We start from the raw sequence: 16,051 nt of genomic DNA, 5'->3' as shown, positions 1-16,051 counted from the left end.
TTATATGGGAATATCCTACTCATCTGGATTCACGATGGCGCCTATCTTAAACTCTCTGCCATCCTTTTGCCACTGTCTGTACTCCGCTGTAGCGGCAAAGAGTACATCTCCCGATGAGTTGATTGCCGTCTCAAGTGAATCCTGGACCACTCCGATGATCATTCCGACAGCAACAGCCTGCATGGATATATCCTGTGGGATTCCAAACAGCGAGCACGCCATAGGAATGAGCAACAGCGAACCTCCCGCAACACCTGAGGCACCGCACGCGCCAAGGGTTGCCATAAGACTGAGCATGAGTGCTGTCGGAACGTCAACCGACACTCCCATGGTATTTGCAACGGAAAGCGCCATTATAGTTATAGTGATGGCGGCACCATCCATATTGATGGTCGCGCCAAGCGGTATGGATACCGAATACACATCCGGGTCAAGTCCAAGTCTTTTGCAAAGTGACATGTTCACTGGGATATTTGCCGCAGAACTTCTGGTGAAGAACGCCGTCACACCTGACTCTCTGAGGCATCTCCACGCAAGTGGATATGCATTTCTCCTTAAGACGATAGTCGCAAGGAGCGGATCTACGATCAATGCAACCGTAAGCATGGCGCCCACAAGCACAAGCAGCAATCTGCCATATTCCTTGAATATCGACAATCCACTCTCCGATACTGTCGTGAACACAAGTCCCATGATTCCAAATGGTGCGCACCCGATGATCCACCTCACGACGGTTGATACCGCATCCGATATGGATACAAGTGCAGATTTTATAGACTTGCTTGTCCGTCGCATGGCAAGTCCAAACAAAAGTGCCCATGCAAGTATGCAGAGATAATTTGCGTTGAGTATCGCATTTACGGGATTATCGGTGATGTTGAGCAAAAGATTCTGGAGGACCTCCATGATTCCCGATGGGACGACATCCGCCTGATATGATTCAAGGTCCAGTGTCATAGTTACAGGGAAAATAAAACTTGCGCTCACCGCCACTACCGCTGCGCATAGCGTGCTGAGCATATACATGATCGTCACCATACGGAACTGCTGGCCATTTCCCTTTCCTGCATTTGCAATTGAGCTGATGACAAGGGCAAACACCAGTATCGGCGCAATTGCCTTGAGCGCCCTGACGAACATGGTTCCGATCAGGCCTATTCCCGTTGCCCCCGGCACCAGAAGTCCCAGCACCGCACCGATCACTATTCCAACCAATATCTTCGCGATCAGCGACACCCTATTCCACATCTCTACAATCTTTTTCATGAATCTAACTCCTAACTATATCTATATTTCTGCTTTTTAACACACATTTTCTTTAGTATTCTTCTTTCTCAGAAGAAGTATCCTCACGAGCAAAAGCACTGGGAATATAACTCACGCAAGGATTCCGCGTTTCTTAATAGTATCATATATCGATCAGGCTTGTATATAACAGATTTCATAACACAAAAAAGCGGCGAACAGATTCTTGCTTCTGTTCGCCGCCACTTCACTTCTATAATATTCTGTTTTATGACCAGACTTCCTCTGCTATCTTCTTAACGAGCTTGAGCTTTGCCCACTGCTCATCCTCTGTCAGCTTGTTTCCGATCTCACATGATGCAAATCCGCACTGAGGGCTCAGGCATAATCTGTCAAGTGGTACATACTTTGCAGCCTCATGGATCCTTGCAATGACCTTCTCCTTATCCTCAAGAACCGGAGACTTTGTAGTGATGAGTCCGAGCACGACCTTCTTGTTCTCTGAAACCTTTGCAAGAGGTGCAAATCCGCCTGATCTCTCATCATCATACTCAAGGAACAGCGCATCCACATTCTCATTTGCAAATACGTAATCTGCAACTGTGTCATAAGGACCACTGGTGAAGAATGTTGAGTGATAATTTCCTCTGCAGATATGTGATGTAATAACCATATCCTCCGGCTTTCCCTCCAATGCAAGGTTGTTCACTGCAAGCAGCTCTTTCTTGACATCCTCAAGTGATATTCCAAGTGCCTTATATCTCTGCTTTGCGGCATCCCCCACTATGGCGCCCCATGTACAATCGTCAAGCTGAAGATTTCGACAGCCTGCATCATAAAACTGCTTAATTACATCCTGATAAGCCTTTCCAATGTCCTGGATAAGCTCCTCATTTGCAGGATAGAACTTCCTTGTGTTTGCAATATTGTCAGGTACTATCATCTGCTGAAATGTCTGTGCAGGAGCCGGTATCGTATACTTTGCAACAGTATTCTCATCCTCGAACTGCTTTAAGAACTTAAAATATTCAACAAATGGGTGCGCCTTTGCCTTTATCTTGCCTACAAGATAAGTGTCGTCAAGAACTGCAAGCTCTGCATCGAATTTCACACCATTTCCAGTGTTCTCATGGGCAACGCCATCAAGTCCCCACATAAAGTCAAGATGCCAGAATGTTCTTCTGAACTCGCCATCTGTGATCGCATGGAATCCGAGTTCCTTCTGTTTTGCAACAACCTTGGTAATCTCCTCATTGACAACTTTGTCGAACTCTTCCTTGGTGATCTTTCCGTCCCTGTATGCTGCCTTCGCATCCTTGAGTGCCTGTGGTCTAAGGAAGCTTCCTACAAAATCGTATCTGAAAGGTGTCTGTAATTTGCTCATATGTCTTTATCCTCCGTAGTGTTTTCTCGTTTTCTTAACTTGAGGATATTCTAACAGGATAGGCTGTCCATGGAAAATACTATTATTTCGAGGCTCGCCATAGTTTTAAACTATGGAATATGATAAGAGTACTCCACTATCAATGCTTAAAATTCTATAAACCGCCAAATCTATAACAAAAAGCCTGCATAATCCCTATGTGAAATCATCCACAATGACAATCGTCAAATATGATTTCATATAGGCTTATACAGGCTTTCATACCCTATTATTCAATATTCTTTAACTCCACTGCGAGTTATACAAATCCGCATAGAATCCATTCTGCGCCATAAGCTCATCATGGTTACCCTGCTCTATGATGTCACCGTCCTTCATAACAAGGATGATGTCTGCATTCTTGATGGTTGACAGTCTGTGGGCTATGACAAAGCTTGTTCTGCCCTTCATCAGATTGTCCATGGCTCTCTGAATCCTGTGTTCTGTTCTCGTATCGACTGATGATGTAGCCTCATCGAGGATTAGGACCGGATTGTCAGCAAGAATTGCTCTTGCGATAGTTAAGAGCTGTTTCTGTCCCTGGGAGATATTTGTTATCTCCTCATTGAGCTCCATGTTGTATCCACCCGGAAGTGCCGAGATAAATCTATGTGCATGAGCTGCCTTTGCCGCTGCGATAACTTCCTCATCCGTAGCGTTCAATCTTCCATATCTGATATTCTCCATGATAGTGCCCTTGAACAGCCATGTGTCCTGAAGCACCATGCCAAATACATCCCTGAGCTCACGCCTGTTGAAGTCCTTAATATTGTGTCCGTCCAGAAGTATAGCACCGCCATTCACGTCGTAGAATCTCATGAGCAGCTTGACCATGGTGGTCTTGCCCGCTCCGGTAGGTCCGACTATGGCTACCTGCTGTCCCGGTTTTACATGGGCTGAGAAATCCTTGATGATGATCTGATCCGGATTGTAGCCAAACTTTACATGTTCAAATGTAACTTCACCCTTGATTCTCTCTGTGGATACAGGATTCTCTACTATCTGCTCCTCTTCTTTCTCTTCAAGAAGTTCAAATACTCGCTCAGCGGCTGCTGCCATCTGCTGCATCATATTTGTGACCTGGGCAACCTGCTGAACAGGCTGTGTGAGATTCTTCACGTACTGTATAAATGCCTGGATATCACCTATCTGGATAGTTCCTCTGATCGCCAGAGCCGCACCTGATATGGCAACTGCCACATAGCCCAGATTACCGACAAACATCATAATAGGCTGCATCAGTCCTGAGAAGAACTGTGACTTCCATGCTGACTTGTACAGAGTCTCATTTGTCTCATGGAACTCTCTTCTAACGTCGTTCTCCTTATTGAACGCTTTTATGACATTGTGTCCGCCATACACCTCTTCAACCTGACCGTTTATGTGTCCCACGTATTCCTGCTGCTGCTTGAAGAATCTCTGGGATTTCTTGATGACAAACATCATGAGCATGATACTTATCGGAAGTATCAGCACTGATATAAGTGTCATAAGCGGGCTGATCGTGAGCATCATCACGATTACACCGATGACCGTACTAACCGATGTAATGAGCTGTGTGATACTCTGGTTCAGACCATTTCCCATGGTGTCTATATCATTTGTGATCCTTGAAAGTACCTCGCCATAGGTTCTGCTCTCAAAGTAGCTCATCGGCATCCTGTTGATCTTCTCGGATACCTCACGTCTCATCCTGTAGCACACCTTCTGGGTGATACCGGTCATGATGAAGCCCTGAACAAAGCTAAATGTCACACTTAGCACATACAAACCGAGACAGAACAGCAATATCTTACCGATATACGTGAAATCAATTCCGCCGTTGCCTGTTATCTTGTTCATGATCCCCTCGGACAGGGCTGTTGTCGCCTTGCCGAGTACCTTCGGACATACTACGTTGAATATTGTACTTCCAATTGCAAATATAGCAACGACAACAACCGCTGCCTTGTACTTGCCTATATATCTGAATAACTTTCCTATCGTTCCCTTGAAGTCCTTGGCTTTCTCGCCGCCCCTCATAGGACCGTGGCCTCTTCTAGGGCCTCTGAAACTTCTCTGATTATTTGTCTGATTCTGTTCTGCCATGTCCTACACCTGCCTTTCTGAGTCAGTTCCAAGACTGGCTGCTATCTCCGATGGGGAAAGCTGCGACTCGGCTATCTGCCTGTACTCCTCACAGGTCTGCATGAGTTCCTTGTGAGTTCCCTTGCCGACTATCGTACCCTCGTCAAGCACAAGTATCTGATCTGCTGAGAGTATGGTGCTTACTCGCTGTGCAACGATAAATACTGTACTGTCATTTACGTGCTCGCCAAGTGCCTTTCTGACTGCCACATCCGTCTTGAAATCAAGCGCCGAAAAGCTGTCGTCAAATATCAGGATCTTCGGCTTTCTCGCTATGGCCCTGGCTATAGCAAGACGCTGTTTCTGACCACCGGACACATTTCCACCGCCCTGGGCAACCGCACTGTCGTAACCGTGCTCCTTCTCCTCTATGAAGTCGGATGCCTGGGCAATCTCAGCTGCAAGCTTGACATCTTCATCAGATGCATCTGGTGCACCGAATCTTATATTGGACGCAATCGTTCCCGAGAACAGAATTCCCTTCTGCGGAACAAAACCGATATTCTGTCTCACGCTCTCCATGGTGAGGTCTCTTATATCCTGTCCGTCTATCGTTATCGACCCCTCCGTAACATCATAGAATCTCGGGAGGAGCTGAACCAGTGTACTCTTACCACAACCGGTACTTCCTATGATCGCCGTAGTCTGTCCAGGCTTGGCCTCAAATGAGATATTCTCAAGTACGTTCTCATCTGCTCCCGGATATGCAAATGCGACATTGTCATACTTTACGACACCCCTTGGTGCTTCAAGCTTCTTTGCCCCGGCTGCGTCCTGAACCGTCACATCCGTATCTATGATCTCCTGTATTCTGTCTGCTGCCACACTGGCACGAGGGAGCATGACTGACATCATGCTGAGCATAAGGAACGACATGATAATAAGCATTGTGTATGTAATAAATGCAGTCATTGATCCTACCTGGAGGACACCCGCATCAATCTTGTGAGCTGCCACCCACTCTATGAGTATGCTTATGGCATACATGATGAACATGAGTATAGGCATTGCAAATGTCATGACTCTATTGACGAACAATGTGTTCTTCGTCAGGTCTTTATTTGCCTCGTCAAATCTCTCTTCCTCTCGTTCCTCTCTGCCAAATGCCCTGATAACCGGGATACCTGTAAGTATCTCTCTTGACACAAGGTTTACTCTGTCCACCAGTGTCTGCATAACTTTAAACTTTGGCATGGCGATGACCATAAGCGTTCCCATGAGAATCACAACTGCTGCTATACCGATGAATATTACCCAGCCCATTCCGGCTCCATTCTCAACAACCTTGACGATTCCTCCAATAGAAAGTATCGGTGCATATAGAACCATTCTGAGCATCATAACTGTAACCATCTGTATCTGCTGGACATCATTTGTAGATCTCGTTATAAGAGATGCGGTTGAGAACTTGTTGATCTCAGCATCCGAAAATGCGATAACCTTGTTGAACACCTTCTCTCTGAGTCCGCAGGCAACGCTTGCCGCAACCCTTGACGCCACAAGTCCTATGAGAACCGCAGCTGCAGCCATGAGAAGTGACATCCCAAGCATCTTCACCGCTGCCCACTTCAGATATGACATCTGTCCTGCCTTATAATCGTAGCCAAAGCTGTCGTAGCATATCCTTGTACATGCTATGGCTGTGGATTCCATATAGTCTTCACCCATGCTGTCGAGCATGCCGTCAACCGTAGGCTTCATCTGTTCACCGATCTGCGCCCACATCTCCTCCGGCATCTCGTCAAGGGTGATTCCCATCTTATCGAGTCCTGCCTTAATTGCATTGTCCTCGTCAGAGTTCACCATCTGATAGGGATAGTAATACATCATAAGTCCCTTCATACAGGCACTATCCACTTCTTCTATGTGTTTCTCGCCGTCTTCTGTCAGATAATAATAACCATCCGAACCGTCTTTATAATATTTCTCCCATACGGCTTTCTCATCGTCATCCATAAATCCGTCTATCACGTTATAGGCTTTCTCCGGGATCTGTTTTGGGCTACAGTTCTCTATACCGTAGTTCTGTATACCGGTATCTATGAGCTTTGAGGTGTAGTCCGGAAGTGACAGATCACAGTATGCCTGCAGAACGAGAAGCAGGGCTATGATAATGACCGACTTCCAATACGGCTTCAGATTTCTGAATATCTGCATGTCATTTCCTCCTTGAACAATTATTAATCAGATGAATGTATCCCCCTCTAGTCTTTCTATGTGCACAACATAACATCACCTGTACAGGTGATGTTATGTTGTAAACGTTAATATACATTATGCAAGGATACATTCATCTGATATCTACGCTTTCTTCTGACGGAGAAAATGCCATGCTTTAGCTGACGTTGTTTTCCCCTTTACATTTCCAAGCGTATTCTTACTTTATTTGAATATCTTTGAAAGTTTATCATTGCATATATTCTTAGTCAATTAAATATCTATAAAGATTTAATAATTTTTATGACAAAAGAACGGCAGCCGCTGTTCTCCAGCAACTACCGTTTTTTTCCGTTTCTTCTGACTTTCAATCTAAGCCAGCTTTATCCGCTCCGCCGCATCCCTTGTTATAGCAAGTCTTTTTCCCTTTACTTTGATTATCACATTGCCAAAGTAAGACGATACGACCTGCACCTGATCTCCGGTCTCAAGCTGGCATGCGCCGAACAGTGATCTGTCCGCACAGTTCCAGGCTATCTCACCTGAGAAACCGTTTACTGTATCTGATAATGACATCATAGTAACCACCCCTTCAAAATAATTGTTTTTATGAATTATATTATTTTTCAATGCACTATCCGATATGCAATTTGTCTTTCGTTTCTTCTATTGTCTACACAATTATAACTCTTCAGGGTCGGTGCAAGTCAATTCTAATTGTTAGTATATGGGGCTAATCTTTCTTACACTGAACTAACTTGGATACACAAAAACCCCACCGACATCCGACTTACCATCAGACATCCGTGGGGTTATAATGTTCTCAATAATTATTATCTCACATCGAATTACTCGATCATTACTCGATTACCTTGAGCCATCCCTCTGGACCTTCGATTCTGCCCATCTGGATTCCTGTGAGAGTATCATACAGCTTCTGGATAACTGGTCCCATTTTCTCCATACCGCTTGGGAAACAGATCTCCTTGCCGTGGTCGTTGATCTTGCCTACAGGTGAGATAACTGCTGCTGTACCGCACAGACCGCACTCTGCAAAATCCTTAACCTCATCGAAGTATACTTCTCTCTCCTCAGCCTCAAGTCCAAGGATATCCTTTGCAACTACCATCAGTGAACGTCTTGTGATCGATGGGAGGATACTGTTTGACTTAGGTGTAACTACCTTGCCGTCCTTTGTAACGAAGATGAAGTTTGCTCCACCTGTCTCCTCAACCTTTGTTCTTGTAGCTGCATCGAGATACATATTCTCATCGAATCCCTCTTTGTGTGCTGTAACTATTGCATGAAGGCTCATTGCATAGTTAAGACCAGCCTTGATGTGTCCTGTTCCGTGAGGTGCTGCTCTATCGAAATCTGAAACCTTAATTGTGATAGGCTTTGCACCGCCCTTGAAGTAAGGACCAACTGGTGTTGTGAGGATTCTGAACTGATATTCATCTGCCGGCTTTACACCTATAACAGGGTTTGAACCGAACATATATGGTCTGATATATAATGTAGCACCTGAACCATAAGGTGGTACATAATCAATGTTTGCCTTTACTGTATCTACTATTGCCTGTACAAATCTATCCTCTGGGAAAGGTGGCATCTCAAGTCTTCTTGCTGAGTCTGCCATTCTGCTTGCGTTCAGGTCAGGACGGAAACATACAACACGTCCATCCTCTGTTCTATAAGCCTTCATTCCCTCGAAAACTGTCTGAGCGTACTGAAGAACACCTGCGCACTCGTTTAATACTACGTTAGGATCCTCTGTGAGTGTACCCTCATCCCATGCTCCATCCTTATAATTTGCTACAAATCTCTTATCTGTCTGAACATAGCCAAATCCAAGGTTTGCCCAATCGATATTCTTCTTATCCATATCTAAATCTTCCTTTCACTTTAGCTTGTGCTTTTTTATATGTGTCTGTTATATCACATTATTTCGCCTTTTTCCATATGTATATTGAACATTTGCTTGAAAAATTAAGGTTTTTCTTCCGAAAACGGCTAATTTTTTCATGTTACAATGTACAATTTGATGATTTTCCCAAGTTACAAGCTTGTCTACTTCAACTTATTACCCTCTGAGAAAGCATCGCCAACCCTGTCGCCGAGTGCAAAATATCCATGTCCGATGGTGTCAAACACGATAGGATGGAACTCTTCATATGTGATCTCGCCGTCATCGCCCAGGATACGGTCGTCTGCAACAACATTTACGATCTCGCCGAGGAACTTGTCCCCGTCTATGATCTCCTTGAGCTTGCACTCCATTGTCAGAGAAAGCTCGTTGATGACTGGAGCATTTACAAACTCGCTCTTTCTGGTTGTAAAACCAGCCTTCTTCATCTTGTCCGGATCGTCATTTGCCGACACGATTCCCACATAGTCACAGGCTGCCACATGCTCTGCATCAGCAATGGCAACTGTGAACGCTTTGTTCAGCTTTATATTCTCGGTAGTCTTATGACTTCCAAGGTCAAATATGATCTCATTTGCTCCGACTATTCCGCCCCATGCCGCATTCATGACATTTGCATTGCCATCGGCATCGTATGTTCCGATCATCATGACCGGCTGTGGCACCAGCATAGGTTTTGCACCAAGATTCTTACTCATATTATCTGCCTCCTTAATTTGAAGAAACTTACCCTTCTATTTTATGACTACTGCCATCTAAGGGCAATAATTTTTTGGCTAAAATAGTCTTACACAATGTACGACAGCAGTGAATATTATTCATCGTAAGGCACGTTTATTTTATTATATTCCAAATGCATATTAGTACCGCCAGGAACAGCACATTTGCAAATGTGAAGTATGCCAGATATCTTCCTCTGGCGCCCTTGTCCTGTCTCGCCACGTATTTGAATGAGATCAGGCTTGCCATGGACGCTATCAGAGTTCCAAGTCCGCCTAGATTGGTGCCGATTATCAGATCTGTGTAACTGTCTGTAAATCCTGACAGCAATACTGCAGCCGGAACATTGCTTATGACCTGGCTGGCAATAACAGAGGTGATCATCTCATGCCCGCCAAGCACATTCTCTACAAATATCCTAAATCCATCGATCCTTCCCATATTTCCTATAAATACGAAGAATCCCACAAATGTGAATATCAGCGAATAGTCTACCTTCAGCAGTAATCTTCTCTGGCATATAAGAACAACCACAAGCACTACCGCAAATGTCACCCAGTATGGGACGATCCGCGCCACGGTGAGCAATGACAACACAAAAAGTATGCAGTAAATTCCGACAAGCTTCCTGTCAACCTGTACATCTCCGTCCGAGAGTCTGATCTCAAGCTGCCTGTTTTTTCCTTTCATACATACTATGATCCATATCACAAGAAGCGCTGCTGATGCCACTGTATATGGCAGCATAAGCAATACAAACCTGCCTGCACTGATTCCGGCAAGTCCATACAAATACAGATTCTGCGGGTTGCCTATAGGTGTCAGCATGCTTCCAAGGTTCGCAGCTATAGTCTGGAGGGTTATCACCGGCACCATCCATCTGGTGAGTACTTCCTCGCCTGCCATACCAAGGACCGTAAGTGTCATCGGTACAAATGTTATGAGCGACACATCATTTGTGATGAACATGCTGAAAAAGAAACACATAAATGCAAGCACAAATGTCACCGCCATGAGTGACCCCATACGATTTATCATGCCCTTTGCTACGATGTTAAAAATCCCCTGCTGTGAAAATCCCGCAACCACCGTCATAAGACAGAAAAGTATCGCAAGTGTCCTGAAATCTATGTAGTCCACATACGCTCTGTCCGGAGGCACAACAAATGCCGATATCACTGCCAGAAAAAGTGCCACACTTAGCACTGTCTCTTTGCGGACAAATTCTCCGATTTTCTTTATACCCCGGATCATGGTCTAAATGTCCTGAACTCGTTCTTGTTGTACTCTGTGAGTAATTCCCACGATTCTTCTCTTGTCATCTTTTTATCCTCCTCGTAAAAATACCATATCTATCTAAGCCGTGCAGGTCTGCACACACGCGCCGACATCTGTTCCTTAAGTTCTGTGATCTTTGCGGCACACGTCGTCAGATTCACCACAGCATTTTCAGGCTTCATCGCCGTTCTCACCTGCTCCGGATCACTGTCATCTATACCAAGCACATTGTTTACCGCATAGCACTCATTGAACACGCCTTCTTTGATACATTTCTCTGCACCATCTCCGAGACATCCTCCTATGGCGATCACATATTTACCGTGTTTCTTTGCAAGCTTTGCCACTCCGGATGGGGTCTTACCCATCATGGTCTGGGCATCTATCCTGCCCTCACCTGTTATGACTGTATCCGCCCACTCTACATCTGTCTCAAGCCCTGTCTCAGACAAAACTATATCAATTCCCGGCGTTAGTTTTCCGCCGAGGAACATGAGAAATGCATATCCGAGGCCCCCAGCCGCGCCGGAACCTGGGGTGTATCTGTCAGATTTTCCTTCAGCGGATCTTTCCACTACATCAGCATAATGCTTCATATATACATCCATAAGCTCAACAGACTCCGCATCCGCACCTTTTTGCGGTGCAAATACACGGCTGCATCCAAGCTCACCTACAAGTGGATTCGTCACGTCACAAGCTATTAAGAACGTGCAGTAAGATAACTTTAATGCAACATCTACGTCGTCTCCGCTATGCATGCCAGAGTCACCAACACTAAAAAATTCTACAGTATTTCCACCTCTCTCCGGTTTATACGGGCTGATGATACGTTCTAGGACTCCAAGTCCCTCCGCTCCATAGGGCACATCCCTCCCATCCGCATCAAGGCAAGAAAAGCCAAGTGCCTGAAGCATTCCTATCCCGCCGTCATTTGTAGCACTGCCACCTATCCCGATGATAAAACGCTCACAGCCCTTTGAGACCGCATCTCTTATCATCTCACCGACGCCGTAAGTTGTTGTGCGCATAGGATCTCTCTGCTCCTCCGGTACAAGCGGAAGTCCCGCAGCAGCTGACATCTCCATGACCGCTGTCTTTCCCTCATCTGCATCGTATGTGATATAACTCACCGTAAGCCGCTCTCCTAGCGGTCCCGTCACCGTGCACTTCTCTGCATTAACATTTTTTCTTCCATATATAATCGCCTCTGTTGTACCCTCGCCGCCGTCAGCCACAGGCCTAACCCTGACCTGACTGTCTGGCAGTACTATTTTTATTCCCTTTTCTATGGATTCCCCCGCCTCAATGGAAGTCATGCTTCCCTTAAATGAATCCACTGCCACGAGTATTTTCTTCATATTATATTATTCTCCATTCACAGTTCTTAGCTCAATACTAAATTCACCGTATATTATAATACTTTGAGGTGATTTTTCCACATATAAATAATGCGGACATTCCATGTCATATGAAATGCCCGCTGTGATATTTTTCTGGTCTTCGTTTACTTTTGATCATCTATTTTGCTTTTATCGCAACCACTTTGCTCCATGCTGAATAGATTTTAACAACTTTTCCGCTCACCTTCACATTTTTATATGTTCTTACCCTCACATAGTAAACGCTGCCGGTATTGCATTTTGATATCTTGTAATATGTCGTGGCGTTATTTCGCAGCGTGGCAGTCCTGTTGCTCTTCCTGAATCGGCTATCAGTCGAACACTGTATCTGATATCCGGAGGTCTCTACCTTCTGGGCACTCCATCTTATCGCAATACTGTTCTTTCCTGCCGCCTTCTTTACTATCGTTGTTCCCTTTGGATTGATCTCAAACGCCATCCTTTTACTTCCAGAATATTTAGAACCTGCAAATGTGACCTTTACCAGATATTTTCCTACACTTTTTCTCCCCGCACTGTAAGTGACCTTGTAATCTGTATTCTTTACCAGAGCCTTCCCAGCTGAATCCTTCACCTGAACGGCTGGTGTTCTGACTTTGCCATTATATACACATGACACCGCGCTCAGTTTAACCGTAGACACTTTGGCGATTTTTGATGTTGAAAGCTTCTTGCCACAAGATTTACATGTTGTGGTTATGATTCCATCGGTCGTCATTGTCGCCTTTTTCGTAACCTTATTTACCTTTGATGTATGCTTACAAACAGTCTGGGTCTTTGAGGTGAGGACTGCCGACTTGGCATTGCTGTACACTTTATAAAGTCCCTTTATGTACTCCAGTTCACCTGAAATCTTATAACCCTGTGACAATAAATAATCAGGATCATAAAACTCAACATCTGTGAATTTCACATTATCCTTAGACCTTTCAACCATACAGTACGACATAACATTTCCATATTTATCCGTCACATCTCCGAGTTCACCTTTGATATCATACTTAAAATTTTCAAACTCTTTATAACTATCATCTACTGCATCACGCATGAACACACACCGGTCGCCAGTATTCTGATCAATATATACTTTTGCCGGCATAGTTGATCTGTATGAATACCCATTTACGTTTTCTTCCGTATCTGTATAACCGTACTTTTCCGGATCAAAAACACCATCCGTGGCATCAATTTCACGCATATAATATTTGTCTGTATATCCAGGCATCAGCATAAGCTCATATAACGTGTATCCCTTAACATTTTCTGCCTTTATACTTCCATCATCGTTATAGTAAGTTCTGACATAATCTTCTACTGTATATTTTTTCCCATTATCGCCCTTTGTATATACGTGACAATCATGTGAATTCTCCATGTCTACAATAATCGCCTGTATTTCATCATACCTCATCTCGGACGCCTGCTCCTTTTTCAGACCAGTGAGTCCATTCACGACAAAGCAATCAGAAACAGTTGTATAATCTGCTATAACAATACTTCCATCTGTTTTACCTGCATATACATACACTTCCGCATTCCCACTTATCCTGAAGTAAGACTTTGTTCCTTCCGGCTGTAATACTATGGCATCTGACTTCTTCTGTTCCTCATTGACATATAACTTACCATCACCAATAATCTCAACCGAACCGCCATATCCATATCCCCAGGCACACAACATACCTATGTGACTTGAACCAACCAGTTTGATCTTGAAATTGTCTCCCATCATATTCATGCTGAGCATATAGTCTGGCATATTACAATTGGTGAGTGTCAGCGTATTTGTTTTTTTGTCATATACTGCACCCTTTGCACTTGTCGCTATTCCTTCCTGTGGAGTTCTGAAGCTGTACACATATATCATGTCGTCTTTCTCCGAATTGTAAAACTGAACATATGCATAGCTCTCTTCCTCATCTTCACACGGTCCATTGTTCGCAGCCATCGCCACAACGCCGCCCGCTGTCAGAATTAAAATAAACGACAGCAAAAATGTTAGTCTTCTGAAATGTTTCATAGTCATTCCCCTTTCTATGATAGTTTGATAGGATAGTTTGATAGTTCTCGTATACAGATGAAATGCATCTTCCACCCATCTGTTTCATATCATAGATTATAGTCATTTGCTGCCGTTTTCGTAACGTTACATATGTCTCATATTCAATTTTGGACAGTTTTATCTCATTTTTTTAATCAATAATGTCATTTTAATTTTCCTGACACGGCTAGTCATCCAACACTTTCCCGTCTATAGTGTCATTCCTCGTGCCAACTGTAATAATACTGTATCAGACCTACCCTTGACTTAGTCCCTGTCTTTTCATTCATGGATGATATATGTCTGTATAACGATGCCCTGGATATATATAGTTCATCAGCAATCTTCTGTATACTTTCGTCAGATATAAGGAGTTTTTGCAAAACCTCCCGTTCACGGCCAGTGAGACCGTGCATGTCTGCAAATCGTTCAAAGTCCACCTCAGTTCTTTCACTTAAACTCTTCGATGATCTCATCACTTTTTCCTCATCATATTGTCTATATTGTTTCTTTTGAAGGCTCTCAAGCACAAACACTGCTATACTTATGAAAACCAGTAACAGTATAACTGTGACGCTCATCGCCATGATCCCCGGCGTTTTAACGATCACATATGATATAACTCCCACAATACCTGCACCAATATTATTTATCGCCCTGCCTGCTCCCGCCCAAAATGACTGCCATTTCATGGTGTAGGAGACATTTATAAATCCTGTGGTGAAATAAACAACAAAAAATCCCGCTGCGAGATAAAATACAATGAGTCCTATGAGGAACGCTCCCCCAAATTCTATGACCAGCATTGCAATTACAGACAGCACTGTTACACAATACATCATCTGGTTCATAAATCTCTGATCCTTTATATCAAACAGCAATCCCGCTGCTATACCGCTGATCGCCAGGAAAAGTCTTGGCCACTGACCTATATCCGCACCGCCCTCTGCATGTACAAGTGTCACAATATTGTCAAGTTCTGAAAATATGAAAGTCATGAGCAATATTACGATCACGAACGCAAATGCTATAGACTTGCTGCCAGCGCTCTGCTCCGCATCCCCTATCTTCTCTGGTGCGTACGCTGTATCACTATATACCATAAATATTGTCACAATTACCACGACAGCCAATATGAACACCACAAGCCGTATCGTCATGCTTCCTATGACATTATAATTAATATACTGTAAAAACAGCCCCGCAGCATATGATATGCCAACCGTCACAGTGAGATGCTTTCTATCCGTATATGCACCAGCCACAACATGATATGTGCAGCATCCTGTCATACCCCAGATAATGAAGAACACTATGCCATACAACAATATTATGCTTTCATCTCCGAACATTATCCCTGCAAGTGCAAATACCCCCACAAAATTCGAGGCTATAAGCACTTTTTTTACAATATTGTCTCCTGCCTTTTTCTGGATCAGGGCATACATGAATACCCCCACTACGCTTGCAAGCAATATCACGCTCTGATAAAGAAGTACCTTCCTTGCATCCACCACTTCCGCAGCACGATTGTCATAGAAAAACTCTGTCCCCAGAAATACAAAACTGAACATGGCAAGTACAACTATGCTCCTTATGTGTATACTATCCAGACTTTTCTCTTTTGCAGTATTTCCTGTTATCTCATTTGACATATGATCTGCATCTCCCATTTGTTATATATCTAAAATAATATAGCACTGGATTTTTGTCAAAATATAAAAGACCGG

The 16,051-nt window shown here is 44.0% G+C and carries 11 protein-coding genes; all 11 read right to left on the bottom strand.

Going from position 1 to position 16,051, the window contains the following annotated elements; translation table 11 throughout:
- Positions 1-15 precede the first annotated feature (15 nt).
- Entirely contained in the window at positions 16-1,266 is a 1,251-nt protein-coding gene (sstT, locus tag NQ536_RS03175; RefSeq protein WP_004853725.1) for a serine/threonine transporter SstT, read from the bottom strand.
- Positions 1,267-1,513: 247 nt separating this feature from the next.
- A complete protein-coding gene (locus NQ536_RS03170) occupies positions 1,514-2,629 on the bottom strand; it encodes a 5-methyltetrahydropteroyltriglutamate--homocysteine S-methyltransferase (RefSeq protein ID WP_004853727.1) in 1,116 nt (371 codons plus the stop codon).
- A gap of 282 nt (positions 2,630-2,911) precedes the next feature.
- Positions 2,912-4,756, bottom strand: coding sequence for an ABC transporter ATP-binding protein (locus tag NQ536_RS03165; RefSeq protein ID WP_004853729.1), 1,845 nt, complete (start codon positions 4,754-4,756; stop codon positions 2,912-2,914).
- A gap of 3 nt (positions 4,757-4,759) precedes the next feature.
- A complete protein-coding gene (locus NQ536_RS03160) occupies positions 4,760-6,952 on the bottom strand; it encodes an ABC transporter ATP-binding protein (protein WP_004853731.1) in 2,193 nt (730 codons plus the stop codon).
- Between the two features lie 372 nt (positions 6,953-7,324).
- Positions 7,325-7,531: a FeoA domain-containing protein gene (locus NQ536_RS03155; RefSeq protein ID WP_022059488.1), complete on the bottom strand. Its 207-nt coding sequence runs from the start codon at positions 7,529-7,531 to the stop codon at positions 7,325-7,327.
- Positions 7,532-7,811: 280 nt separating this feature from the next.
- Complete coding sequence (locus tag NQ536_RS03150) at positions 7,812-8,837, bottom strand: branched-chain amino acid aminotransferase (protein ID WP_004853734.1); 1,026 nt, start codon at positions 8,835-8,837, stop codon at positions 7,812-7,814.
- A gap of 185 nt (positions 8,838-9,022) precedes the next feature.
- Positions 9,023-9,577 carry a flavin reductase family protein gene (locus tag NQ536_RS03145; RefSeq protein ID WP_004853736.1) on the bottom strand — a complete coding sequence of 185 codons (555 nt, stop codon included), beginning with the start codon at positions 9,575-9,577 and terminating at the stop codon, positions 9,023-9,025.
- A gap of 136 nt (positions 9,578-9,713) precedes the next feature.
- Positions 9,714-10,853: an SLC13 family permease gene (locus tag NQ536_RS03140; protein ID WP_004853738.1), complete on the bottom strand. Its 1,140-nt coding sequence runs from the start codon at positions 10,851-10,853 to the stop codon at positions 9,714-9,716.
- A gap of 98 nt (positions 10,854-10,951) precedes the next feature.
- Entirely contained in the window at positions 10,952-12,238 is a 1,287-nt protein-coding gene (locus NQ536_RS03135; RefSeq protein WP_004853741.1) for a glycerate kinase, read from the bottom strand.
- Positions 12,239-12,398: 160 nt separating this feature from the next.
- A complete protein-coding gene (locus NQ536_RS03130; RefSeq protein WP_044998384.1) occupies positions 12,399-14,300 on the bottom strand; it encodes a fibronectin type III domain-containing protein in 1,902 nt (633 codons plus the stop codon).
- Between the two features lie 239 nt (positions 14,301-14,539).
- Positions 14,540-15,976, bottom strand: coding sequence for a helix-turn-helix domain-containing protein (locus NQ536_RS03125; RefSeq protein WP_044998385.1), 1,437 nt, complete (start codon positions 15,974-15,976; stop codon positions 14,540-14,542).
- Between the last annotated feature and the right edge of the window lie 75 nt (positions 15,977-16,051).

This window comes from Coprococcus eutactus (assembly GCF_025149915.1).
Taxonomy (GTDB): domain Bacteria; phylum Bacillota; class Clostridia; order Lachnospirales; family Lachnospiraceae; genus Coprococcus; species Coprococcus eutactus.
Note: the sequence above shows the minus strand (reverse complement) of the source record. Positions and strands in the feature narration are given on the sequence as shown.

Coding starts and splice junctions, on each gene's coding strand:
- NQ536_RS03170 (WP_004853727.1), bottom strand. CDS start 2,629: ATGAGCAAATTACAGACACCTTTCAGATACGATTTTGTAGGAAGCTTC.
- NQ536_RS03150 (WP_004853734.1), bottom strand. CDS start 8,837: ATGGATAAGAAGAATATCGATTGGGCAAACCTTGGATTTGGCTATGTT.
- NQ536_RS03165 (WP_004853729.1), bottom strand. CDS start 4,756: ATGGCAGAACAGAATCAGACAAATAATCAGAGAAGTTTCAGAGGCCCT.
- NQ536_RS03145 (WP_004853736.1), bottom strand. CDS start 9,577: ATGAGTAAGAATCTTGGTGCAAAACCTATGCTGGTGCCACAGCCGGTC.
- NQ536_RS03125 (WP_044998385.1), bottom strand. CDS start 15,976: ATGTCAAATGAGATAACAGGAAATACTGCAAAAGAGAAAAGTCTGGAT.
- sstT (WP_004853725.1), bottom strand. CDS start 1,266: ATGAAAAAGATTGTAGAGATGTGGAATAGGGTGTCGCTGATCGCGAAG.
- NQ536_RS03155 (WP_022059488.1), bottom strand. CDS start 7,531: ATGATGTCATTATCAGATACAGTAAACGGTTTCTCAGGTGAGATAGCC.
- NQ536_RS03160 (WP_004853731.1), bottom strand. CDS start 6,952: ATGCAGATATTCAGAAATCTGAAGCCGTATTGGAAGTCGGTCATTATC.
- NQ536_RS03130 (WP_044998384.1), bottom strand. CDS start 14,300: ATGAAACATTTCAGAAGACTAACATTTTTGCTGTCGTTTATTTTAATT.
- NQ536_RS03135 (WP_004853741.1), bottom strand. CDS start 12,238: ATGAAGAAAATACTCGTGGCAGTGGATTCATTTAAGGGAAGCATGACT.
- NQ536_RS03140 (WP_004853738.1), bottom strand. CDS start 10,853: ATGATCCGGGGTATAAAGAAAATCGGAGAATTTGTCCGCAAAGAGACA.